Raw genomic sequence first — 20595 nt, 5'->3', positions numbered from 1 at the left:
GGCGGTGATGGCTGGTTCGTCGGTACCCGAGCCCGCGGTTTCCTCTGGTGAGGACCCGCGGCGTTACGCGATGCTGTTGTCGGCGGTGTACGACGCGACCATGTCAGGTGACCGCGCGCCCGCGCGTCCGCGTTCGGTCATCGAAGATTCCTGGAACAGGTTGCGGGCCAAGGGGATCAACCCCGACCATCACATTCCGCCCCGCGTCGAGACCACCGGGCTCGACTTGCTCAGGCAACAGTCGGGGCTCATGTCGGTACTCGACGAGGTCACGCGCGGGCTCGAATCGGTGATCGAAGAGGGCGACAACATCCTGGTCATCGCCGATGCCCGCGGTCGGGTGCTGTGGCGGTCCGGATCGCCGCGGGTGCTGGGCCTCGCCGACCGGCTGGGTTTCATCGAGGGTGCGTCCTGGAGTGAGAACGCGGTGGGCACCAACGGCATCGGCACCGCGCTGGCCTCCCATCGCGCGGTGCAGATCTTCTCGGCCGAGCACTTCCTGCGCAGTCACCACCCGTGGACGTGCGCCGGTGCCCCGATCCGCGATCCGCGCACCGGGCAAGTGATCGGGGTGGTCGACGTGTCGGGCCCGGCTCCGACGGTGCACCCGACGACGGTGGCCCTGGTGGATCTGGTGGCGCGGCTGGCCGAATCCCAGCTCCGCGAAGCGCACGACCGGACGTTGAACCAGCTGCGCGCAGTCGCCGCCCCGATGCTGGCCAGGGTGGGTGGTCCGGCGCTGGCGGTCGACGCCGAAGGCTGGGTGGCGGCCGTGGCGTCATTGCCGATGCACAATCGGATTCTGTTGCCCGAGAATGGTTTACCTGGCCGCGTGTGGATCCCGCCGCTGGGCATGTGCGATGTGGAGTCGTTGCCGGGTGGGTGGCTGGTCCGGGTGGCGGACGACGCGGAGTCCACGGCGGCGCCATCGAAGGTCATCCTCGACCTGCGTGACGGGGAGCCTTCGCTGGAGATGGCCGGCCAGTTCGGCAATTGGCGGCGCAGCATCTCCAGTCGCCATGCAGAGATCCTGCTGGTGCTGGCGACCAGTGAGCAGGGCCGGTCGGCACCGGAACTCGCCGAGGATCTCTACGGTGACCGGTCGCGAGTGGTGACCGTGCGTGCCGAAATGTCGCGCCTGCGTAAGCAGTTCGCCGGCCTCGTGGCGGGTAGGCCCTACCGGTTCGGGGATTCGGTGGTCGTGGACGTTCGGTACCCACAGGACATGTCGATGTTGCTCACCTCGTCGACGGCTCCGGCGGTTCATGCCGTGCGCGGTATACCTTGACCTGATGACGGCCGACCCCACACTCCTGGACGGACTCGACGGCGAGGCCGGTGCGCAGCGCGCCGAGCTGGTCGAATGGCTTCTGGCTCGCGGCATCAGCGCCGATCAGATCCGCCAGGCCGGCACCCCGATGCTGCTCGCCTCGCGCCGGGTTGCCGGAGATGACGGCACCTACGTGTCGACCCGCGAGATCAGCGAGCAGACAGGGCTGGACGTCGAGCTGGTGCAGCGGTTGCAGCGGGCGATGGGGCTGGCGACGGTCGAGGATCCGGACGCTGCGGTGCTGTTGCGGGCCGACGCCGAAGCGGTGGGCTTCGCCGAGCGCTTCCTGGAACTGGGTATCGACCCGGATCAGATCGTGCAGATCACCCGGGTGCTCTCCGAGGGGCTCAGCCGGGCCGCCGAGGTGATGCGCTACGCCGCGCTGGCGGCGGTATTGACACCGGCGGCAACGGAATTGGAAACCGCCAAGGCCAGTGAGGCGCTGGTGGCCGAGGCGGCCCCGCTGATCGGTCCGATGATCTCTGACATGCTGTTCGTGCAATTGCGCCATGCGATGGAGACCGAGGCGGTCAGCGCATCCGAGCGAGCCGAGGGGGTTCCGCTCCCCGGTGCGCGGGTGGTCACCATCGCGTTCGCCGACATCGTGGGGTTCACCCGGCTGGGCGAGGTGGTACAGCCCGAAGACCTTGAGCGGCTGGCGAATCGGCTGGCTGAGGCGGCTCACGAGGTGGCGGTCGGCCCGGTGCGGTTGATCAAGACGATCGGCGATGCGGTGATGCTCGTCAGCACCGATGCGGCGGCGCTTCTGGATGCGGCACTGCGGTTGGTGGCCGTCACCGAAATCGACGAGGAGTTCCCGCGGCTGCGCGTCGGTCTGGCGACCGGGCCTGCGGTGAGCCGGGCCGGAGACTGGTTCGGGGGTTCGGTGAATCTGGCCAGTCGGGTTACCGGGGCGGCCCGGCCCGGGACCGTACTCGTGGCGGAGTCCACCCGGACCGCGGTCGGTGAGGGGGACCGGTTCAGCTGGTCGTTCGCCGGAGCCCGCCACCTCAAGGGCGTCAAGAACGACGTCAAGCTGTTCCGCGCCCGGATCGCGTAGACCTTTATCGAATCTTCATCGAACGACTAGGACAGCCACATCGAGCCTGGGGAACCTTGAGGCATGACGAAACTGATGATGCTGGGTGCCGGCGCGGTCGTGGCGGCGGCCCTGGTGGCCGGCTGTAGCAACCAGTCCACCGACGGGGCGGCCGATGCGACCACCGCCACCTCGGCGACGGCGACGAGCCCGCAGACGCCGGGTGAAGCGGACAACTCGGCGCACAACGACGCCGATGTGATGTTCGCCCAGCACATGATTCCGCACCATCAGCAGGCAGTCGAGATGAGCGACGTGCTGCTGGCCAAGCAGGGCATCGACGCGCGGGTGACCGAACTGGCCACCCAGATCAAGGGTGCGCAGGCTCCGGAGATCGCGCAGATGCAGGGCTGGCTGACGCAGTGGGGTAACCCCCCGATGCCCCCGATGCCGCAGCAGGGCCATGGCGACATGGGCCACGGCAACATGGGGCAGGGCGACATGCCCGCGATGCAGGGCATGGTGTCGGAGGCCGACATGACCGCGCTGCGCAACGCGCAGGGCGCCGAGGCGGCCAAGCTGTACCTGACGCACATGATCGCCCACCACGAGGGCGCGATCACCATGGCTCAGGATGAGATCAAGGACGGTCAGTATCCCGCCGTGGTCGAGATGGCCCGCACCATCGTGAAGACGCAGCAGCAGGAGATCGACACCATGCGCCAGATCCTGGGTTCGCTCTAGCTGGTCGGCAGGATGATCGTGAAGGTGGTCCCGGTACCCGCGCCGGTCGCCGGGCTGCTCACCTCGATCCGTCCGCGGTGCCCTTCGACCAGGGCCTTCACGATCGCCAGCCCGATGCCTGACCCGCCGTGGTCGCGGTCGCGTGCAGTGTCGGCCCGATAGAAGCGTTCGAAGACATGGGGCAGGTGCTCGGCGGGGATGCCCTCGCCGGTATCTGTCACGGTCAGCGTCAGGGTGCCGCTCTCGGGACCGGTGGTGGCGCCGATCGTCACCTGTCCTCCTGCCGGAGTGTGTCGCAGCGCGTTGTCGAGCAGGTTGCCCAGAATCTGGGCCAGCCGGTGCGGATCGGCCCACAACGCCGGCAGGTCCTCGGCGACCTGGGACCGCAAGGTCACGCCCTTCTCGTCGAACCGGTCCTGCGCTGCGGCTACGGCGGCCGCCACCACAGTGCGTGTCGCGACCGGTACCGGGGTGATCGTGGCTGGGCTCTCCTCGGCCTTGGCCAGGGCGGCAGCGTCGCCGGCGAACCGGACCAGCCGGTGGGTCTGCTGGCGCAGCATCGTGACGGTCTCGGGGTCAAGGGTTCTCACGCCGTCCTCGATGGCCTCGAAGTAGGCCTCCAATACCGAAACCGGGGTGCGGATCTCATGAGCAAGGTCGCTGAACAGCCGGCGACGACCGGCGTCGACAGCCTCCAGTCGTCCGGCCATCTGGTTGAAAGAGCTGGCCAGGGAGTCGAATTCGTCACCGAGATGGGCCGGTGGCACCCGCGAGTCGTAGTGGCCGTCGGCGATGGCTGTCGCGGCCCGGGTCAACTCGGTCAGGGATCGCTGCAGCCGCCTACCGACATACCAGGTAACGATCAGGGCCGCCAGTATCGCGACGCAGGACGCGACCGCGATCGAGATGGCCGTGGCATAGACGTACGCCTCCTCGGCGTGCATCTGCTCGGCCGAGTCGCCGGAAACCCCTGCGCGGTGCAGATGTTCGCGGAACAGCGGCGGCCCCACGACGGCGGCCACCAGCCCGGTGGTGCCGGCACCCGCGACCAGAACCAGGGCCTGGGCCGACAGCAGCCGGGTGCGCAGACCGACGGTCATCGCCGGCCGTCCTGCCCCGTGCCCATGCGGTATCCGACGCCGCGCACGGTGATCACGTACAGCGGGTCGGCCGGGTCGTCGCCGAGTTTGCGGCGGAGGTGACCGATATGGACGTCGACGAGGTGTTCGTTACCGACATAGGTGGTTTCCCATACGGATTCGAGGAGTTGGCGACGGCTGAGTGCCACTCCGGGCCGGGCCGAGAGAGCGGCAAGCACGTCGAATTCGGTGCGCGTCAGCATGATCGGTTCGTCGTCGAGGAAAACCTGGCGTCCGTCGACGTCGATGCGCAGCGCGCCGAACACCCGGCCGTCGGCCGCCGCGGGGGAGGGGACGCGGGGTCGGCGCAGCATGGCCCGCACTCGGGCCACCAGTTCCCGCGGACTGAACGGTTTGGTCATGTAGTCGTCGGCGCCCACCGACAGGCCGACGATGGTGTCCGTCTCGGTGTCTCTGGCGGTCAGCATCACCACGTAGGCGTCGGAGAACGTACGCAATTGTCGGCAGACTTCCACACCGTCGATGCCGGGCAGGCCGAGGTCCAGGACAACCACGTCGGGGTCGACCTCGCGGGCCAGGCGCAGCGCCTCGGCCCCTTCGTGGGCGACGGTGACCTCGAATTGATCGCGGGTCAGATAGCTGGCGATGACCTCGGCGAGCGGGGCCTCGTCGTCGACCACCAGGGCCCGGTAGCCACCCGGTACGTGCTGCATCAGCCCATAGTGCAGGAGTGGGACGGGGACCATAGGAAATTAATACCCTAGGGGGGTATAGTATGAGACGACTGCCAAGCTGGTTCAGGAGGAAATTGATGAATACCCAGACTGTCACCGTCACCGGCATGACCTGCGGGCACTGCGCCACGTCGGTGCGTGAAGAGGTCGGCGGCATCCCCGGTGTGCGCACCGTCGATGTTGATCTGTCGACCGGGCTGGTGACCATCGGTAGCGAGAACCAGCTGGATCCGTCCGCCATCAGCGATGCGGTCGCCGAGGCCGGCTACGCCGTCGCGAGCTGAGACCACAGTCGATCATGAGTGCGCCGCAGAAGCTCATCGGGTTCGTCGTCGGACTCGTCGTGGTGTTCGCCGTGTCGTTCGGGTTGGGCTCGGCGGTCACGCCGAGCAGCGCCCCGACTGCCGGCCACGACTCCGATCACGCCGCGGCGTACACGCTCCAACTCGATGAGGCCGCACTGCCCGCCGGCGGCACGGTGCCACTGCGGTTCCGGATCGTCGACAGCGCGGGCGTGCCGGTGACCGAGTACGTCGAGAGCCACGAAAAGCTGCTTCATCTGATCGTGGTACGGCGCGACCTCGCCGGCTACCAGCATGTGCATCCGGTGCTCGACGAATCGGGCACGTGGACTGTTCCGCTGGATCTGGCCGAGCCCGGGGACTACCGGGTGTTCGCCGACTTCGTGCCGAGCGACGGTCATGCGGTCACGCTCGGCGCGGATTTGAACGTCGCCGGCAGGTACCAGCCGCAACCGCTGCCCGCGCCTGCCGACATCGCCATGGTCGACGGATATGCGGTCACGCTCGCCGGGGTGGCCAAGGCCGGGCAGCCGTCGGAGCTGACCCTGTCGGTCAGCCGGGACGGCAAGCCGGTGACCGACCTGCAGCCGTACCTGGGCGCCTACGGGCACCTGGTCGCGCTACGCGCGTCGGATCTGGAGTACCTGCACGTCCATCCGATGAGTGATGCCGCCGACCCCGCTACTGCGCCGGGCCCTCAGATCGCCTTTCACGCCACACTTCCCAGCGCCGGTGAGTACCGGTTGTTCCTGGATTTCAAGCACCGCGACGCAGTGCACACCGCCGAATTCACCGTTGAGGGGGCACCGTGAGCACCGCCACCGGCCATGTCGTACTGGAGATCGGTGGGATGACGTGTGCCTCATGTGCCGGACGCATCGAGCGGAAGCTCAACAACCTCGACGGCGTCACCGCGACGGTGAACTTCGCCACCGAGAAGGCCACCGTCGACGTCGCGGGCGAGGTGACGCCCGAACAGCTGATCGAAGCCGTCGAAACCGCAGGCTACACAGCACAATTGCCTGCCACCGAGCCGGCCGGGCACCATCCCGAGGACGATCCGACCGCGGCACTGCGCACCCGGCTCATGGTGTCGGCGGCGCTGACCATCCCGGTGGTGGCCATGGCGATGGTCCCGGTGCTGCAGTTCACCAACTGGCAGTGGCTCTCGCTGACGCTGGCCGCGCCCGTTGTGGTGTGGGGCGCGCTGCCGTTCCATCGCGCGGCATGGACGAATCTGCGGCACGGCACCGCCACCATGGACACGCTCATCTCGATGGGCACCATCGCGGCATTCGGCTGGTCGCTGTACGCGCTGTTCTGGGGTACCGCCGGGATGCCGGGCATGACGCATCCGTTCTCGCTGGCGATTTCACAGACCGACGGCACCGGCAACATCTACCTTGAGGTCGCCGCAGGCGTCACCACCTTCATTCTGGCCGGCCGGTACTTCGAGGCGCGTTCCAAGCGGCGCGCCGGCGCGGCCCTGCGTGCGTTGCTGGAGCTCGGTGCCAAGGACGTCGCCGTTCTCCGAGACGGTGTGGAACAACGCATTCCCATCGAGTCACTGTCTGTGGGCGACGAATTCGTGGTCCGTCCCGGCGAGAAGATCGCCACCGACGGAGAGGTGGTCGAGGGCTCGTCGGCGGTGGATGCCTCGATGCTCACCGGCGAATCGGTTCCGGTCGAAGTGGAAGCCGGCGACCAGGTCGTCGGTGCCACGGTCAACGTCGGCGGCCGGCTCGTGGTGCGCGCCAAGCGGATCGGATCCGACACCCAGCTGGCCCAGATGGCGCAGCTGGTCGAGGACGCGCAATCCGGAAAAGCGCAGGCACAACGCCTCGCGGACCGGGTGTCGGCGGTCTTCGTGCCGATCGTCATCGCGCTCGCGGTGGGCACGCTCGGGTTCTGGTTGGGCACCGGCGGATCGGTGGCCGCGGCGTTCACCGCCGCGGTGGCGGTGCTGATCATCGCCTGCCCGTGCGCGCTGGGCCTGGCCACCCCGACCGCGCTCCTGGTCGGTACCGGCCGCGGCGCCCAGCTCGGCATCCTGATCAAGGGGCCCGAGGTTCTTGAGTCGACCCGCCACGTGGACACCGTGGTGCTGGACAAGACCGGGACGGTGACCACCGGGGCGATGACACTGCTCGACATGATCACCGCCGCCGGTGAGGATCCCGCCGAGGTGCTGCGGTTGGCCGGCGCGGTCGAGGACGGCTCCGAGCATCCGATCGCCCGGGCCATCGCCAAGGGCGCCCGCGACAAGCTGGGCGAGCTCCCCTCGGTCGAGGATTTCGCCAACGTGGCGGGCCTCGGGGTACAGGGCGTCGTCGACGGCCACGCCCTCGTGGTCGGGCGATGTCAACTGCTCGCCGACTGGGGACAGCAGTTGCCTCCGAACCTGGACACCGCGACGCGCGAGGCGCAGAGCCAGGGCCGCACCGCCATTGCCGTCGGGTGGGACGGCCAGGCGCGTGCCGTGCTGGTGGTCGCCGACGCGGTGAAGCCCACCTCCAAGGAGGCGATCGAGCAGCTGCGCGGCCTCGGTCTGGAGCCGATCATGCTGACCGGCGACAACGAGGCAGCAGCGCATGCCATCGCCGAACAGGTCGGCGTGCACGAGGTTTACGCCGAGGTACTGCCACAGGACAAGGTCGATGTGGTCAAACGGCTGCAGGACGAGGGCCGGGTGGTGGCCATGGTCGGCGACGGTGTCAACGACGCCGCGGCATTGGCTCAGGCAGACCTCGGCCTGGCCATGGGAACCGGCACCGACGTGGCGATCGAGGCCAGCGATCTGACGCTGGTGCGTGGTGATCTACGGGCCGCCGCCGACGCCATCCGGCTGTCCCGGCGCACGCTGGCCACCATCAAGGGGAATCTGTTCTGGGCCTTCGCCTACAACGTCGCGGCATTGCCGCTGGCGGCGGCCGGACTGCTCAACCCCATGCTTGCCGGTGCGGCGATGGCGTTCTCGTCGGTGTTCGTGGTCAGTAACAGCCTGCGGCTGAGACGTTTCCGATGAAGTCGCTCGCGGCCCTGATGGCGATCGTCCTGTGGGCGGCCGCCTTTGCCGGGCTGGCCAAGATCACCGATCACGATCACCCGGCACACCTGCCGCACCCGGTCGCTGCGGCAATCGGTTTCGACAGTGGTGAGCTGACGCTCGATCACCCTCATATCGGGGACGATGCCCCTTCCCACATGCCGGACGGATTCACCGCCGCCGTGCTCCCGAGGAATTACCTTGCCGTGGCGGCGTTCTCGATGGTTGTTCTCATCGTCGGCTGCGCGGTGCTGTGCGGGTGTGCCGCCGTTCGGGCGCAGCGGGGTCCACCTGACCGTCATCGGATCCCACTCGCCGGGCAAGCACTGCTGCTCCGGATCTGTATCGCGCGCCGCTGACAGACAGCGTCTTGACGCTGTCCAGGTCAGTCGCCGCGCTCTGCGCGGTCCGATACAGAATCGACGAATCCATGAACCATGCCCTGTCCACCCGTTCTTTCCACGTTCTGCGCCGAAACCGTGGGCCCAACACCATGGTCGGCCACACTCCCACCCTGTGGGTGTCCACTCCGTTCGCCGATGCCGGGCGCGGATTCTGGGCCAAGCTCGAGGGCTTCAATCCTGGGGGGATGAAGGATCGCCCCGCCATGCACATGGTGGAGCAGGCCCGGGCTCGAGGTGACCTGAAACCCGGTGGCCGCATCATCGAATCAACCAGTGGCACATTGGGGCTGGGGCTCGCCTTCGCCGGAACGATCTATCACCATCCGGTGACCCTGGTGACCGATCCGGGCCTTGAGCCCATCATCGAGCGCATGTTGACCGCCTACGGTGCCGAGGTTTCGACGGTCACCGAACCACACCCCACCGGAGGCTGGCAGCAGGCCCGGCGGGACCGGGTGGCCGAACTGCTCGCGGCCGACGACACTTCGTGGTACCCGGACCAATACAACAACCCGGACAACGTCGAGGCCTATCGGCCGCTCGCATTGGAACTGAACGCGCAGATCGGCCGGGTCGACGTGCTGGTCTGCTCGGTCGGAACGGGCGGGCATTCGGCCGGCGTGGCGCGGGTCCTGCGGGAACTCAACCCGGACCTGCGCCTGATCGGCGTGGACACGATCGGCTCGACCATCTTCGGTCAGCCTGCCGCGACCCGCGTCATGCGGGGCCTCGGCTCGAGCATCTATCCCCGCAATGTGGACTACGGCGCGTTCGACGAGGTCCACTGGGTGACTCCGGCCGACGCGGTGTGGGCCGCCCGGACGCTGGCGTCGACGTACTACGCCAGCGGGGGATGGAGCGTCGGGGCGGTCGGTCTGGTGGCCGGCTGGGCGGCACGAAACCATCCGCCGGGCACCACGATTGCCGCGGTGTTCCCTGACGGCCCACAGCGGTACTTCGACACGGTTTACAACGACGACTACTGCCGTGATCTCGGTCTGCTCGATCACCAACCGGCCGATGAACCCGAGACGATCGCCACTCCAGGCGATCGCGTGGTGCAGTCCTGGACCCGCTGCGAGACGGTCACCGACCCGATGGCGGTCGCCGGATGAGCGGACTCATCGCACAGTTCCGTAGTTTCGACCTGCCGAGTCGGTTGTTGATGGTCAATCAGTTCGGCATCAACCTGGGCTTCTACATGCTGATGCCGTACCTGGCCGGCTATCTGGCCGGCCCGCTCGGTCTGGCCGCGTGGGCGGTGGGGCTCGTGCTGGGCGTGCGGAATTTCTCGCAGCAGGGCATGTTCATCGTCGGCGGCACTCTGGCCGACCGGCTGGGGTACAAGCCGCTGATCGTCGCCGGGTGTCTGTTGCGCACCGCGGGGTTCGGGCTGCTCGTTGTCGCGGACTCGTTGCCGGCGACGCTCATCGCCTCGGCGGCAACAGGTTTCGCCGGGGCCCTGTTCAACCCCGCGGTGCGGGCGTATCTGGCCGCCGACGCCGGTGACCGGCGGGTCGAGGCCTTCGCCACCTTCAACGTGTTCTACCAGGCCGGAATCCTGTTGGGTCCGCTGGCCGGAATGGCGTTGCTGGCCTTCGATTTCCGGGTGACTGCCGGAGTTGCGGCCGGGGTGTTCGCGGTGCTGACCGTGGCTCAGCTGCTGGCACTGCCGCGGCACCGTGCCGAGCCTGCCGAGCAGCGGAGTTCGGTGTTGGAGGATTGGCGTAGCGTCGTCGCCAACCGCGGGTTCGTGTTGTTCGCAGTGGCGATGATCGGCTCCTACGTACTGTCGTTCCAGGTGTATCTGGCATTGCCGCTGCAGGCGGCACAGCTGCGCCCCGGAAACGAGACCGTACTGGTGGCAGCGATATTCGTGGTGTCCGGTCTGATCGCGGTGGGTGGCCAGCTACGGATCACGCGGTGGTTCGCCGACCGCTGGGGGCCGCGGCGCAGCCTGGTGGTGGGCCTGCTGGTGCTGGCGGCGGCCTTCGTTCCGATGGCGGTGGTGCCCGACGGCGACCGGTTCGGGCCGGCCGCTGCGGTGGCGGCACTGCTCGTCTCGTCGGCACTGCTGGCGCTGGGCTCGGCCGCGGTGTTCCCGTTCGAGATGGACACCGTCGTGGCGCTGTCGGGAGATCGACTGGTCGCCACCCACTACGGGTTCTACAACACCGTCGTCGGCTTCGGGATCCTGCTGGGCAACCTGGCCACCGGCTCGTTGATCGGTGCCGCGCGCGCCGCGGGCCTCGCCGAGCTGGTGTGGCTGGGCCTCACAGCGATCGGGCTGGTGTCCGCGGCGGCGCTCTATGCGTTGACGAGGGACGGCGGGAAGCTGGCGCCCGCGTCGCTCACTGCATCGGAACGGTGACGCCCTCCGAGGGCTGCACGATCACAAATCCGTTGCCGTGGAACGAGACCTGCACGGCCTCGCCGGAACCCCTGCCGATCAGCGCGCCCGCCTTGAAACTCGTCTTGAGCTGAGTCTGAAGGTGTGCCGACCAGGCCACCACGGCATTGGTGTCGGCGTAGGTCGGGGCTTCGGCGGCGTCGAGCACGACCGGCGGACCGTCGGTGGTCAGCGCTACCCATCCGGTGCCGCGCAGTGTGGTGTTGAACAGGCCGCCGGTGGCGATGCTGCCGCCGCGGACCCGTTCGATGTTCCAGTCCAGGCTCGACGAGAAGGCCAGCACGTTCTTGCCACTGACCGACAGACCCGAGTTGGACAGCTGCAGCAGGTGCACGTCGAAACCTTGATCGGCCAGGAACACATCGCCGGAACCCTGGCAGCGCATCAGCGGAAGACCTTCGCCGGTGAGGGCCTTCTTGATGAACTTCGATGCGCCGCCGCCCTCGAAGGCGAAGTCGACGTTGCCCTGGTAGGCGACCATCGAACCCTGCCGGGCCATGAACGGGTCACCCAGGCGGACCCGCAGCATCTTCTTGTTCTGGTTGGCGATCGGCGTCGCCTCTTTCTCGCTGAACCGGCCGTCGACGAGTTCGCCGCTGATGCCGGCGAACCCGCCACCCTGGGTCTGGGCCTGAACCTGTGTCTGCTGCGCCTGTGTCTGCTGCGCCTGTGCCTGCTGCGCCTGCGGTTGCTGCGCCTGCGGTTGCTGCGCCTGCGGTCGCTGCGGCGTTGCTCCCATCGGCGCGCGGCCGGCCTGGCCCTGATGGGATACCTGATCGGTCCAGGATTGTCCGTCCCACCACCGGTATTCGTAGCGGCCCTCGGGATCAGGCAGCCAACCGGGTTGCGGGGTTCCGTTCACAGTCATCGCCTCAGGCTACAGATGGAGCACCGATCTGAACGGTGTCCGACCGGTGCTTTCAGGTCGCGTTCGTAGCCAGGTGGCGAAATTTTTGCCGCGGCGCTGCCACAGCGTCACGAACGGGACGAACCCCTGGCATTCTGGTGCCATGGCAAAGGAAATCGACCCGCTCCGTGCCCAGGGTGCGCTCGCGGTCTTGAAGCAGCACCCCGGCATGGTGCTGTTCGCCGTGTCACCGGCGATCATCGTGCTGGGCGCCGTGTGGTGGATCGCCGGCCCGGGCTGGGCAGGGTTGCTGCTGGTCGCCCTGGTGCTGGCCGGTGGCGCCGCCCTGCTGCTCAAGCGCAACTAGACCGGAAACCAAGGATTGGCGTTCGCCGGTGGTGAACGCCGTCCCATCAGCGATGTAACAGTGTAATCATGTAATCATGAATAAACGCCAACACCATCGCCGGTCTGCGGACGAGGCCGCCGAGTGGTTCGCGGGCCGCCTGCCCGACACCTGGTTCACCGGCGATCCGACTGTGATCGTCGACCGTGAAGAGATCACCGTCATAGGCCGGCTTCCTGATCCGGAGGAAGCCGAGACCAAAGCCCGGGCCTCCGGGCGGGCGTCGCGGTTCCGGGAGGAGACGCGCGGTGAGCGCATGCGCATCGCCGACGAGGCTCAGGGCCGTTTCGACCGGAAGGTCTCCTGGGGCGTGGAAATAGGCACCGGGGTGGGCGACGACGACGATGTGGAGCGAATCTTGTTCACGCACATCGCCGTACCGGTGATGACGCGGCTCAAGCAGCCCGAGCGTCAGGTACTCGACACCTTGGTCGATGCCGGTGTGGCGCGGTCCCGCTCGGACGCGCTGGCCTGGTCCGTGCGACTGGTGGGCCAGCACACCGAGGAGTGGCTGGACAAGCTGCGCGACGCGATGAAGGCGGTCGACGATCTGCGTGCCGAGGGTCCCGGCTCCTAGAGTCGCTCGACTCCCACATATACCGAGCCCAGCGCCGATGTTTGCGACAGCGGATCTATCGATGTCCGGTCGGCCAGCAGGTTGCGGTTGACCCCGTAGGTATCCGGTGGGCTGCCCTTACGGGGGTCGAATACTCCTGAGCCCCAGCCGTGATCGAGCACGACGACCCCGCGGCGCGGCCGGTCGCTGAGGGCCGCGGTCACCTCCAGTCGCCCGGTCGGTGAGAACACCCGAACTCGGTCGCCTGACGCGATTCCCAGCGCGGCGGCGTCCTCGGGGTGCAGCAGTACCTCGTTTCCCTTGCCGCCCGGATGCAGGCCGGGCAGTTCGTTCAGCCACGAATTCATCGAATGCCGTCGGCGCCGGTTGCCCAGCAGGAACGGGAACCCCTCCGGCGCTTCGGGATCCGGTGTGGCGAGCAGTTCACGGGCTCGGGCCACGAACTCGGCGGGAGCCGCATGGACCTTGTGGTCCGGGGTGCGCAACGCCTCGCGGAACCGGCCGAACTGCCGCGGGCCGAGCACCAAGCCGTGCGGATGAGCTTTGAGCTCGCGCCAGGTGAGCTTGTGACCATCGATCTTGCGCGAGGTCAGGATGATCAGCCGGTCCATCCAGTGCGGCCCGAAGGCCAACCCGGGCCGTCGGGTCCGCGCCGCCAGCCACCGGGTCGCGCGGATGAACCCGTTGAAACCCTTGGCGCCGAACAGCGAGCGGCGCATCGCCAACGCCAGATCGGTGAACACCTGCCACTCCTCGCGGGCGCCGGCCGGCGGTTCGACGGCCTTCCCGCCGTACTGCACGTACGGCTCGTCGTGCATACCGCTGGTGAAGGCCAGCAGATCGTCGCGTTCGAGCCAGTGCGCCGCGGGCAGCAGCCAGTGCGCGTGCCGGTGACTCTCGCGTTGCACCAGATCGATGGCCACCAGCAGGTCCAACTGAGCCAGAGCCTCGTCGAGCCTGGCCCCGTCGGGCCCCGAGATCACCGGGTTACCGGAATTGATCAGCAGGGCACGGATCTGGCCGCGGCCCGGCGTGGCGATCTCGTCGGGCAGCTCGGCCAACGCGTGCGCCCCGGCGACCAGCTCACGCCCCGCCACCCGGCTGGTGTGCGGGCGGGTGGCCGCCAACCCGGCCAGCCGCAGCGTGTCGACGTACCCCGGCTCGAAGCGACGACCACCCGGGCGGTCCATCCGCCCGGTGATCAGGTTGAGCACATGCCCCAGCCATTCCGCCACGGTGCCCGCGGCATGGAGCGAGACCCCGGTACGGGTAATCGCCATCGCCCCTGGCGCCGAGGCGAATTCGCGAGCCACCCGCTCGATCACGTCGCGGGGGACATCGCAGCGTGCCGCCAGGTCGTCGAGGTCGGCTTCGCCAGTCAGCGCACGTAGGTCCGCCACCCCGACGGCCAGCTCGGCACAGTCGGCGCGGTGTTCGCGACCCTCGTCGAGAATCACCTTGACCATCGCCAGTAGCAGCGCCCAATCCGTACCGGGTCGCACGGGCAGATGGAGGTCCGCGGCCTGCGCGCTCTCGGTGCGGAGCGGGTCCACCACAACGATGCGGGCGCCCCGCTTCTGGCGGGCAAGTGCCCGGCGCCAGCCGCCCGGCACCGATTCCACCCAGTTCCACGCGCTCACGGCAGGATTGGCGCCGATGATCAGAAAGTAGTCACAGTTGTCGACATCGGAGATGGGCACCATCAGTGGTGATCCGTACATGGCTTCGGCCACCACGTGCAGCGCGTTCTGGTCCACCGAGCCGACGGCGTAGCGGTTGTACGTTCCGACGGCGTCCAGCCAGGCGTTCATGAATACGAGGTTCGAGGACGAGTAACCCGCCGGGTTGCCGTAGTAGGCGGCCACCGCATCCGGGCCCCCGGCGTCGATGATCCGGTTCATGCGCTGGGCGATGTCGCTGATCGCCTCGTCCCAGCTCGCCTCGACGTAGCGGTCACCTACCCGGCGCATCGGCGCCACGATCCGCCGCGGGTGCTCCACGACCTGACCGGCCGTGCGGCCCTTCGCGCAGAAATCACCCCAGGTGTGCGGGTTGAGCTTGTCGGGACCGATCTTGACGACGCGATTGTCCTCGACCGTCACCTCGAGACCGCAGGAGGCCAGGCAGTACCGGCAGAACGTGTGCACGGTACGGGTCGTCATTACAGTGACACTACAATTTGTAATGGAGTTGCGTTGCTAAACCTGCGTCATCTCCCAGTACCGACCATGCCGCGACATGAGTTCCTCGTGGGTGCCGCGCTCGATGATCCGGCCGGCGTCCATCACCAGGATCAGGTCGGCATCCCGGATGGTCGAAAGCCGGTGGGCGATGATGAAACACGTCCGGTCCCGGCGCAATTCGGCCATCGCCTGCTGGATCAGGAGTTCGGTGCGGGTGTCCACCGCGCTGGTGGCCTCGTCGAGCACCAGCACCTTCGGCCGGGCCAGCACCGCACGGGCGATCGTGATCAGCTGCTTCTCACCGGCGCTGATGGCACCGCCGTCATCGTCGACCCGGGTGTCGTACCCGTTCGGCAGGGTGTGCACGAACCGGTCCACGTATGCCGCCCTGGCCGCCTCGATCACCTCGTCCTCGGACGCGTCGGGCCGGCCGTAGGCGATGTTGTCGTAGATGGTGCCGCCGAACAGCCAGGTGTCCTGCAGCACCATGCCGATCGAGGACCGAAGCGATTGCCGGCTCACCGTCGAGATGTCGACACCGTCGATCAGGATCCGGCCGGAATCGACGTCGTAGAACCTCATCAGCAGGTTCACGCAGGTGGTCTTGCCCGCGCCGGTGGGGCCGACGATCGCCACGGTACAACCAGGCTCGGCCACCAGAGAGAGGTCTTCGATCACCGGGGTGTCCGGTAGGTAGCCGAAGTTCACCTGCTCGAATTCGACCCGGCCGCTGTGGATCTCGAGGTCAGTGGCTGGCTCGGAGGACTGCTCGTCGGCGTCGAGCAGCTCGAAGACCCGTTCAGCGCTGGCGATTCCGGACTGCAGCGTGTTGTACATCCCGGCCACCTGGCCCAGCGGTTGGTTGAACTGCCGCACGTACTGGATGAATGCCTGGATGCTGCCCAGCGTGATCTGTCCGGTCGCCACCTGTAACCCACCCACCACGGCGACGGCCACGTAGCTGAGGTTGCCGATGAACATCGTCGTCGGGCCGACGAGTCCAGAGAAGAACTGCGCCCCGATGCTGGACCGGTAGACCTCGTCGTTGAGTTCGTCGAACTTCCGCTGGGCGGCCTCCCGGTGCCCGAAGGTCTTGACGATCGTGAAACCGCTGTAGGTCTCCTCGATGTGCGCCGCGAGCCGGCCGGTGTTGCGCCACTGCGCCACGAACAAGGGCTGCGACCGACGGGTGTTCCAGCGGATGGCCCACAGCGCCAGCGGCACGGTGACGACGGTGAGCAGGGTCAGCAGTGGCGAGATGGTCAGCATCATCACCAGCACCGCGAATACGGTCAGCACCGACGTCAACAGTTGGCTGACGGTCATCGCCACCGAGCTCTGCATGTTGTCGATGTCGTTGGTGACCCGGCTGAGCACCTCGCCACGCTGCCGGGAATCGAAGTAGGACAGTGGAAGTCGGTACAGCTTGTCCTCGACGTCGGCCCGCAGCGCCACCATGGTGCGCTGCACCGTGACGTTGAGCAACTGCGCCTGCAGCCAGACCAGCACCGCGGCAAGCAGATACAGGCCCAGCGCCAGGGCCAGGGTGCGGGCCACCGCGGCAAAGTCCACCCCGTGGCCGGGAACCACGTTCATTCCCGACAGCAGGTCGGCGAACGTCGTATCGCCGCGGGCCCGGGCGGCCGCTACGGCCTGCTCCTTGGTCAGGCCCGCGGGTAGTCCGCGTCCGATCACACCGTTGAACAGCAGATCGGTCGCGTGCCCGAGAATCCGGGGGCCGATCACGCCGATCGCGATACCACCCATTCCGAGCAACACCACCGAGATCGCCAGGCCACGTTGTGGCAACAGGCGCCTGAGCAGCCGAAGGGCCGATCCGCGGAAGTCTCGGGTGCGCGCGACCGGTGCGACAGGCGTCCCCGAGCGGCGCAGCACGTGCCCGGTCATCGCGGATCTCCGGCAGTGATGGCCTGCGACGCCGCGAACTCGGCGTAGGTGGGACAGTCGGTCAGCAACGACTCGTGCGTACCGATGCCGACGATACGGCCGTCCTCGACCACGACAACCTGGTCGGCCTCGATCACCGTCGAGATCCGTTGCGACACGATGACCACGGTGGCGCCGGCCGACACTTCGCGCAGCGCGGTGCGTACCCGGGCATCGGTGTGCACATCGAGGGCTGACAGCGCATCGTCGAACAGGTAGATCGCGGGCCTGCGGATCACCGCACGTGCGATCGCCAGCCGTTGGCGCTGCCCGCCCGAGAAATTGATGCCGCCCTGCGCCACCAAGCGGTCCAGTCCCTCGGGGTGGGCCGCCACGAAGTCGTCGGCCGCCGCGATCCGCAGCGCCTCCCACATCTGTTCGTCGGTGAGTTCCTGTCCCGGCGCAGCGCCGTAGCGCAGATTCTCGGCGATGGTTCCGGAGAACAGATAGCCGCGTTGGGGGACCAGGCCGATCGACGACCACAGCTGTTCGAGGTCCAGTTCACGCACGTCGACGCCATCGACGCGTACCGCGCCCGAGGTGACGTCGTAGAACCGGCAGATCAGGGCCAGCAGGGTGGATTTGCCGGATCCGGTGGATCCGACGACAGCGGTGGTGGTTCCGCGCTCCACGCGCATCGAGACCTGCTGCAGCACTGGGCGATCGGCGCCGGGATAGCTGAATGACGCGTCGTGGAACTCGATCTCGCCGGCCATGGACACCGGTCGGACCGGGTCGGGTGGGCTGGTGATCTGAGGCCGGGTGTCCAGTACACCGCTGACACGCTCGGCGCAGACCGCGGCGCGCGGAATCATCACTGCCAGGACGGTCGCCATCAACACGGCCATCAGAATCTGCATGAAGTAGGCCAGGAACGCGATCAGTGAGCCCACCTGCATGTGGCCGGAGTCGATGCGCAGTCCGCCGAACCAGATCAGCGCGACGCTGGAGATGTTGATCACCAGGGTGGTGGCGGGCAGCATCAGCGCCTGCCACCGACCGGCCTCCAGCGCGGTGGTCGACAGGGACTCGTTGGCATCGGCGAAGCGGTGCTGCTCGAAGGGTTCGCGCGCAAACGCGCGGATCACCCGGATGCCGGACAGCTGATCGCGCATCACCCGGTTGATGCCGTCGATCACCTTCTGCATGCGACGGAAGATCGGCCACAGGTGTCTGATGATCCAGAAGTTCGCCAGTGCCATCACCGGAACACTGACCAGCAACAGCCACGACAGTCCGGCGTCCTGGTGCAACGCCATCAGGATTCCGCCGATCGACATGATCGGCGCGGTGATCAGGATGGTGGCGGTCATCTGCAGCAGCTGCTGGATCTGGCCGACGTCGTTGGTGGTGCGCGTCAGCAGCGACGGGGCGCCGAAGTGGGCAGTCTCCTCGGCCGAGAACGTGGTGACGTGGTGAAAGATCGCCGAACGCAGGTCGCGGCCGAAACTCATGGCCGCGCGCGATCCGAAGAACACCGCGCCGATCGCGCATGCCACTTGCAGACCGGTGACACCGAGCATCACCCCGCCGAGTTCGACGATGCGCCGGGTGTCGCCCTTGGCCACGCCGTCGTCGATGATCGCGGCGTTGACCGTCGGCAGATAGAGCGACGCCAGGGTGCTGATCACCTGCAGTGCCGCGACGATGGCGAGCAGCCGCCGGTACGGCCGCACGTACCGTCGCAGCAGCGCCCAGAGCATCTGGCTACTCTTGCACACCGCCGCTGTCGGTCGTGTGCGACCGCCTCCGTGTCCGGTCGCTGAAAGTCCAGGTCAGTCGGTGTGTCGCTATGGGCCATAGGTGTTGCAGCTACAGTGCATGGCGTGACTGCCCGCACGGCCACCAAGCCACTACTCCGCAATGCCAGAGCCTTGGCGGTATTGGCTGCGGCAATGGTCCCGGTGTTCGCCGGGTGCTCGACCGACGAGCCCGCGTCCCCAGAGGTTCCTCAGACCGAGACGCAGAGTGCCGGTGGCACAGGCAGCCACGGCCCGCACTTCCCGCACTGTGGCGGCGTGAGCGATCAGACGGTGACCGAGTTGACCCAGGTGCAGGGACTGGTCAACACCGCGACGAATTCGTCGGGCTGTCAATGGCTGCAGGGCGGCAGCATCCTGGGGCCGCACTTCTCCTTCACCTGGTTCCGGGGCAGCCCCATCGGGCGCGAACGCAAGACCGAGGAGCTGTCGCGGACCAGCGTGGAGGACATCAACATCGAGGGTCACGGCGGTTTCATCGCAGTCGGGGAGAACCCGCTCAAGGCCGGCGACGTCAACCTGTGTGAGATCGGCATCCAGTTCGACGACGATTTCATCGAGTGGTCCGTGAGCTTCGACCAGAAGCCCTATCCCGATCCGTGCGAGGTCGCCAAGGAGCTGACCCGCCAGTCGATTGTGAATTCCAAATGATGACGCGACGTGGGGTTGCCGGAGCGTTCGCGGTGCTGGCAGTGTTCGCCGGGCTGACCGGGTGCACGCGCACCGTGGACGGCGCCGCGGCCAAGGAAGGGTCCAGTGGCGGCCCCAGTAACAACAAGTCCGAGAAGACGTATCCCAACCTGCTCAAGGAATGCGACGTCCTGACCACGGACATCCTGGCCAAGACGGTGGGTGCTGACCCGCTCGACATCCAGAGCACCTTCGTCGGCGCGGTGTGCCGGTGGCAGGCGGCCAACCCGGCCGGCCTGGTCGACATCACCCGGTTCTGGTACGAGCAGGGCAGCCTGGACAACGAGCGTCAGACGGCCGAGAAGCTGCAGTACGCGATCGAGCAGCGGCGGATCGCCGGTGTCGATTCGATCGTGATGAAGCCCAACGGGCTCAACGGGGCGTGCGGTGTCGCCAGTGACGCGGCCGGCGTGGTCGGCTGGTGGGTCAATCCGCAGGCGCCCGGGATCGATGCCTGCCCGATGGCCATCAAGCTGATGGAATTGACGCTGGCCACCAACTCCTAGCGGGGTACGTGGAACCGCACCAGTGTCGCGCCGCCGAGCGCGAGCTGGTCCCAGGGGTCTCCGGTTCGCAGCACCGCGATGGCCGATGTGGGGAACTTCAGCGAAATGCTCTCCGCCGCAGTGCGGTTGGAGCCGTCTGCCAGGCCCAGGGCAACGGCGGACATGGCCGGCTCGTGCCCGATCACCAGAACAGTCGAAGGCTCGGTACCGAAACGTGACGCGACACCGTTGATCTCGTCGATGACGGTGCCCGGCCTGGCGTCGTAGATGCGTTCGGCGTATTGCACGGGGGCTTCGATGCCGGTGCGTTCCAAGGTCTGACGGGTCCGGGTGGCCGTCGAGCACAGCACCGCGTCCACCTCGGCGAAGTTGGCCCGGATCCAGTCCCCGGCCAGCCCGGCCTCTCTGATCCCGCGCGCCGCCAACGGGCGGTCGTGGTCGGCGACCCCGTCGGGATAGTCCGACTTGGCGTGGCGCATCAGCAGCAGGGTTCTGATCGGACTGATCGAATCGGCCATTCCAACGAGGTTAGGCCATGCCGTCGTAGGTCCCCGGACTTGTCGGCCGCCA

Annotated in this window: 20 protein-coding genes; 13 read left to right on the top strand and 7 right to left on the bottom strand. The window is 67.6% G+C overall.

Annotated elements, in window-relative coordinates:
* The first annotated feature begins 7 nt into the window (after window positions 1-7).
* The 3 genes from AC4ELH_RS29305 to AC4ELH_RS29295 all read left to right on the top strand — a co-directional run bounded on the left by AC4ELH_RS29305 (window position 8) and on the right by AC4ELH_RS29295 (window position 3113).
* Complete coding sequence (locus AC4ELH_RS29305) at window positions 8-1288, top strand: GAF domain-containing protein (RefSeq protein WP_064879663.1); 1281 nt, start codon at window positions 8-10, stop codon at window positions 1286-1288.
* Window positions 1289-1292: 4 nt separating this feature from the next.
* Complete coding sequence (locus AC4ELH_RS29300; protein WP_448448349.1) at window positions 1293-2390, top strand: adenylate/guanylate cyclase domain-containing protein; 1098 nt, start codon at window positions 1293-1295, stop codon at window positions 2388-2390.
* A 63-nt stretch (window positions 2391-2453) separates the two neighbouring features.
* Window positions 2454-3113 carry a DUF305 domain-containing protein gene (locus tag AC4ELH_RS29295; protein WP_498888329.1) on the top strand — a complete coding sequence of 220 codons (660 nt, stop codon included), beginning with the start codon at window positions 2454-2456 and terminating at the stop codon, window positions 3111-3113.
* Here the strand turns inward: AC4ELH_RS29295 and AC4ELH_RS29290 are convergent.
* Both AC4ELH_RS29290 and AC4ELH_RS29285 read right to left on the bottom strand, forming a co-directional pair.
* Window positions 3110-4213: a HAMP domain-containing sensor histidine kinase gene (locus tag AC4ELH_RS29290; RefSeq protein ID WP_448448351.1), complete on the bottom strand. Its 1104-nt coding sequence runs from the start codon at window positions 4211-4213 to the stop codon at window positions 3110-3112. The two genes, AC4ELH_RS29295 and AC4ELH_RS29290, sit on opposite strands and share 4 nt — an antisense overlap.
* Window positions 4210-4926, bottom strand: coding sequence for a response regulator (locus AC4ELH_RS29285; protein ID WP_448448352.1), 717 nt, complete (start codon window positions 4924-4926; stop codon window positions 4210-4212). Before AC4ELH_RS29285 ends, AC4ELH_RS29290 begins: the two co-directional genes overlap by 4 nt.
* Before the next feature lie 98 nt (window positions 4927-5024).
* Here AC4ELH_RS29285 and AC4ELH_RS29280 point away from each other — a divergent pair, with 98 nt between their 5' ends.
* From AC4ELH_RS29280 to AC4ELH_RS29255, 6 genes are all read left to right on the top strand, one after another.
* Complete coding sequence (locus AC4ELH_RS29280) at window positions 5025-5231, top strand: heavy-metal-associated domain-containing protein (RefSeq protein WP_064879659.1); 207 nt, start codon at window positions 5025-5027, stop codon at window positions 5229-5231.
* 14 nt (window positions 5232-5245) lie between these two features.
* Window positions 5246-6061, top strand: coding sequence for a DUF8832 domain-containing protein (locus AC4ELH_RS29275; protein ID WP_448448353.1), 816 nt, complete (start codon window positions 5246-5248; stop codon window positions 6059-6061).
* Complete coding sequence (locus tag AC4ELH_RS29270) at window positions 6058-8274, top strand: heavy metal translocating P-type ATPase (protein ID WP_498888326.1); 2217 nt, start codon at window positions 6058-6060, stop codon at window positions 8272-8274. The genes AC4ELH_RS29275 and AC4ELH_RS29270 overlap by 4 nt, the downstream gene beginning before the upstream one ends.
* Window positions 8271-8654, top strand: a complete 384-nt coding sequence (lpqS, locus tag AC4ELH_RS29265) for a putative copper homeostasis (lipo)protein LpqS (protein ID WP_064879655.1) — start codon at window positions 8271-8273, stop codon at window positions 8652-8654. The genes AC4ELH_RS29270 and lpqS overlap by 4 nt, the downstream gene beginning before the upstream one ends.
* 71 nt (window positions 8655-8725) lie before the next feature.
* The gene (locus AC4ELH_RS29260; RefSeq protein WP_448448355.1) at window positions 8726-9814 is read left to right on the top strand and encodes a PLP-dependent cysteine synthase family protein; all 1089 of its coding nucleotides are present in this window, start codon (window positions 8726-8728) and stop codon (window positions 9812-9814) included.
* Window positions 9811-11070 carry an MDR family MFS transporter gene (locus AC4ELH_RS29255; RefSeq protein ID WP_498888323.1) on the top strand — a complete coding sequence of 420 codons (1260 nt, stop codon included), beginning with the start codon at window positions 9811-9813 and terminating at the stop codon, window positions 11068-11070. The genes AC4ELH_RS29260 and AC4ELH_RS29255 overlap by 4 nt, the downstream gene beginning before the upstream one ends.
* Here the strand turns inward: AC4ELH_RS29255 and AC4ELH_RS29250 are convergent.
* Complete coding sequence (locus AC4ELH_RS29250; RefSeq protein ID WP_498888321.1) at window positions 11051-11977, bottom strand: AIM24 family protein; 927 nt, start codon at window positions 11975-11977, stop codon at window positions 11051-11053. The genes AC4ELH_RS29255 and AC4ELH_RS29250 overlap by 20 nt on opposite strands.
* A gap of 142 nt (window positions 11978-12119) precedes the next feature.
* Between AC4ELH_RS29250 and AC4ELH_RS29245 the strand changes: the two genes are divergently transcribed.
* Together AC4ELH_RS29245 and abmR are read left to right on the top strand one after the other, a co-directional pair.
* Window positions 12120-12323, top strand: a complete 204-nt coding sequence (locus AC4ELH_RS29245; protein WP_036448363.1) for a hypothetical protein — start codon at window positions 12120-12122, stop codon at window positions 12321-12323.
* Between the two features lie 76 nt (window positions 12324-12399).
* The gene (abmR, locus tag AC4ELH_RS29240) at window positions 12400-12939 is read left to right on the top strand and encodes an ATP-binding transcription factor AbmR (RefSeq protein ID WP_498888319.1); all 540 of its coding nucleotides are present in this window, start codon (window positions 12400-12402) and stop codon (window positions 12937-12939) included.
* Here the strand turns inward: abmR and AC4ELH_RS29235 are convergent.
* The 3 genes from AC4ELH_RS29235 to AC4ELH_RS29225 are packed head-to-tail and all read right to left on the bottom strand — an operon-like array spanning window position 12936 to window position 18772.
* Window positions 12936-15101, bottom strand: a complete 2166-nt coding sequence (locus AC4ELH_RS29235) for a molybdopterin-containing oxidoreductase family protein (protein WP_498888317.1) — start codon at window positions 15099-15101, stop codon at window positions 12936-12938. The two genes, abmR and AC4ELH_RS29235, sit on opposite strands and share 4 nt — an antisense overlap.
* Before the next feature lie 36 nt (window positions 15102-15137).
* On the bottom strand, window positions 15138-17030 hold the full coding sequence (locus AC4ELH_RS29230) for an ABC transporter ATP-binding protein (protein WP_498888315.1): 1893 nt from the start codon (window positions 17028-17030) through the stop codon (window positions 15138-15140).
* On the bottom strand, window positions 17027-18772 hold the full coding sequence (locus AC4ELH_RS29225; protein ID WP_498888313.1) for an ABC transporter ATP-binding protein: 1746 nt from the start codon (window positions 18770-18772) through the stop codon (window positions 17027-17029). The genes AC4ELH_RS29230 and AC4ELH_RS29225 overlap by 4 nt, the downstream gene beginning before the upstream one ends.
* Before the next feature lie 114 nt (window positions 18773-18886).
* Here AC4ELH_RS29225 and AC4ELH_RS29220 point away from each other — a divergent pair, with 114 nt between their 5' ends.
* Together AC4ELH_RS29220 and AC4ELH_RS29215 are read left to right on the top strand one after the other, a co-directional pair.
* Entirely contained in the window at window positions 18887-19480 is a 594-nt protein-coding gene (locus tag AC4ELH_RS29220; RefSeq protein ID WP_082941536.1) for a DUF3558 domain-containing protein, read from the top strand.
* The gene (locus AC4ELH_RS29215; RefSeq protein ID WP_064879638.1) at window positions 19480-20025 is read left to right on the top strand and encodes a DUF3558 domain-containing protein; all 546 of its coding nucleotides are present in this window, start codon (window positions 19480-19482) and stop codon (window positions 20023-20025) included. The genes AC4ELH_RS29220 and AC4ELH_RS29215 overlap by 1 nt, the downstream gene beginning before the upstream one ends.
* On the opposite strand, the gene AC4ELH_RS29210 is transcribed toward AC4ELH_RS29215, so the two are convergent.
* Window positions 20022-20543 (bottom strand): SixA phosphatase family protein, encoded by a 522-nt coding sequence (locus tag AC4ELH_RS29210; protein WP_174554227.1) that lies wholly within the window; start codon window positions 20541-20543, stop codon window positions 20022-20024. The two genes, AC4ELH_RS29215 and AC4ELH_RS29210, sit on opposite strands and share 4 nt — an antisense overlap.
* Window positions 20544-20595: the final 52 nt, after the last annotated feature.

The organism is Mycobacterium shunyiense (assembly GCF_058270075.1).
This window is presented reverse-complemented; position numbering and strand designations above follow the sequence as displayed.

Bases quoted from the DNA above. Each gene is read 5' to 3' on its own strand.
- AC4ELH_RS29235 (WP_498888317.1), bottom strand. From the start codon at position 15,101: ATGACGACCCGTACCGTGCACACGTTCTGCCGGTACTGCCTGGCCTCC.
- AC4ELH_RS29285 (WP_448448352.1), bottom strand. From the start codon at position 4,926: ATGCAGCACGTACCGGGTGGCTACCGGGCCCTGGTGGTCGACGACGAG.
- AC4ELH_RS29245 (WP_036448363.1), top strand. From the start codon at position 12,120: ATGGCAAAGGAAATCGACCCGCTCCGTGCCCAGGGTGCGCTCGCGGTC.
- AC4ELH_RS29290 (WP_448448351.1), bottom strand. From the start codon at position 4,213: ATGACCGTCGGTCTGCGCACCCGGCTGCTGTCGGCCCAGGCCCTGGTT.
- AC4ELH_RS29225 (WP_498888313.1), bottom strand. From the start codon at position 18,772: ATGCTCTGGGCGCTGCTGCGACGGTACGTGCGGCCGTACCGGCGGCTG.
- AC4ELH_RS29250 (WP_498888321.1), bottom strand. From the start codon at position 11,977: ATGACTGTGAACGGAACCCCGCAACCCGGTTGGCTGCCTGATCCCGAG.
- AC4ELH_RS29295 (WP_498888329.1), top strand. From the start codon at position 2,454: ATGACGAAACTGATGATGCTGGGTGCCGGCGCGGTCGTGGCGGCGGCC.
- lpqS (WP_064879655.1), top strand. From the start codon at position 8,271: ATGAAGTCGCTCGCGGCCCTGATGGCGATCGTCCTGTGGGCGGCCGCC.
- AC4ELH_RS29300 (WP_448448349.1), top strand. From the start codon at position 1,293: ATGACGGCCGACCCCACACTCCTGGACGGACTCGACGGCGAGGCCGGT.
- abmR (WP_498888319.1), top strand. From the start codon at position 12,400: ATGAATAAACGCCAACACCATCGCCGGTCTGCGGACGAGGCCGCCGAG.
- AC4ELH_RS29215 (WP_064879638.1), top strand. From the start codon at position 19,480: ATGACGCGACGTGGGGTTGCCGGAGCGTTCGCGGTGCTGGCAGTGTTC.
- AC4ELH_RS29280 (WP_064879659.1), top strand. From the start codon at position 5,025: ATGAATACCCAGACTGTCACCGTCACCGGCATGACCTGCGGGCACTGC.
- AC4ELH_RS29275 (WP_448448353.1), top strand. From the start codon at position 5,246: ATGAGTGCGCCGCAGAAGCTCATCGGGTTCGTCGTCGGACTCGTCGTG.
- AC4ELH_RS29210 (WP_174554227.1), bottom strand. From the start codon at position 20,543: ATGGCCGATTCGATCAGTCCGATCAGAACCCTGCTGCTGATGCGCCAC.
- AC4ELH_RS29230 (WP_498888315.1), bottom strand. From the start codon at position 17,030: ATGACCGGGCACGTGCTGCGCCGCTCGGGGACGCCTGTCGCACCGGTC.
- AC4ELH_RS29260 (WP_448448355.1), top strand. From the start codon at position 8,726: ATGAACCATGCCCTGTCCACCCGTTCTTTCCACGTTCTGCGCCGAAAC.
- AC4ELH_RS29255 (WP_498888323.1), top strand. From the start codon at position 9,811: ATGAGCGGACTCATCGCACAGTTCCGTAGTTTCGACCTGCCGAGTCGG.
- AC4ELH_RS29305 (WP_064879663.1), top strand. From the start codon at position 8: ATGGCTGGTTCGTCGGTACCCGAGCCCGCGGTTTCCTCTGGTGAGGAC.